This window comes from Sphingobium sp. FG58 (assembly GCF_057809055.1).
On sequence record NZ_JBMDJF010000058.1, the window covers coordinates 1 to 1068 of the forward strand.

The 1068-nt window shown below is 61.6% G+C and carries 2 pseudogenes; both read left to right on the forward strand.

Annotated elements, in window-relative coordinates:
• Window positions 1-194: 194 nt before the first annotated feature.
• Window positions 195-311 (forward strand): annotated as a pseudogene (locus ACODR8_RS19930) (IS3 family transposase); the annotation flags it as partial.
• Window positions 312-372: 61 nt separating this feature from the next.
• A pseudogene (locus ACODR8_RS19935) lies at window positions 373-1068 on the forward strand (IS3 family transposase); the annotation flags it as partial.

Below are 1068 nucleotides of genomic sequence, written 5' to 3' on the forward strand. Positions count from 1 at the left end.
AGTCCGATCCTCTACCGAGGATACCCGCTGTTACACCATCCCGCGGGACACGATCGGCCCGAAAGGCAATACGCAACAACGAGAATTCAAGCTTAGTGGGAACGAGGGCGGCGAAATTCCGGATTTAATGAGTGATCTGCCCCCGCTGAGTGGCCCAGAGACTATGATAGTCTGGACCACGAAAGGGACCTTGAATGCCAAGGAAGAAGCACAAGCCGGAAGAGATTATCGGCAAGCTGCGCGAAGTTGAGATCGTGTTGGCACAGGGGGCATCGACTGCCGAAGCGTGCCGCCGGATCGCGGTCAGTGAGGTGGTGCCGGTTTTTCGGACAGGGTGTTAAGCTACTCCCGACTTGATGGATTGGTACGGGAATGAAGACGAGGAGGAAGCGCTACAGCGCGGATTTCAAGGCGAAGGTGGCGCTGGAGGCGATCCGGGGCGACCTGACGCTGGCGGAGTTGGCTGCCAAGCATGGCGTGCATCATACGATGATCGCATCATGGAAGCGGCAGGCCATCGAGGGAATGGAGAGCACCTTTTCCGGAGCCCGTGATGCGGCCAAGGCTGTCGGCGAGAGCGAGGTCGAAAAGCTGCACGCCAAGATCGGGCAACTGGTCGTGGAGCGGGATTTTTTTAGCGAAAGCCTTCGGTCGATCAGCGTGGACCAGAGGCGGGCGATGGTCGAACCTGCTCACCATCGCCTGACGATCTCGGCACAGTGTCGCCTGCTGCGGATCAGCCGCTCGTCCTATTACTATGCGCCGGTGCCGGAGACCGATGAGACGCTGGCGCTGATGACGGTGATCGACGCGACGTTCCTGGACTGCCCGTGGTATGGCAGCCGCCAGATGGCGCGGCACCTGCGGCGTGCCGGACACGAGATCGGTCGCCGTCGGACACGGCGGTTGATGGCGAAGATGGGCCTGACGCCGATCTACCAGCGTCCCCGCACGAGCGATCCGCATCCGTAGCACCGGGTCTATCCGTATCTGCTGCGCAAGCTGGCGATCGAGCGGCCCAACCACGTCTGGTGCGCCGACGTGACGTACATCCCCATGCGCCGGGGC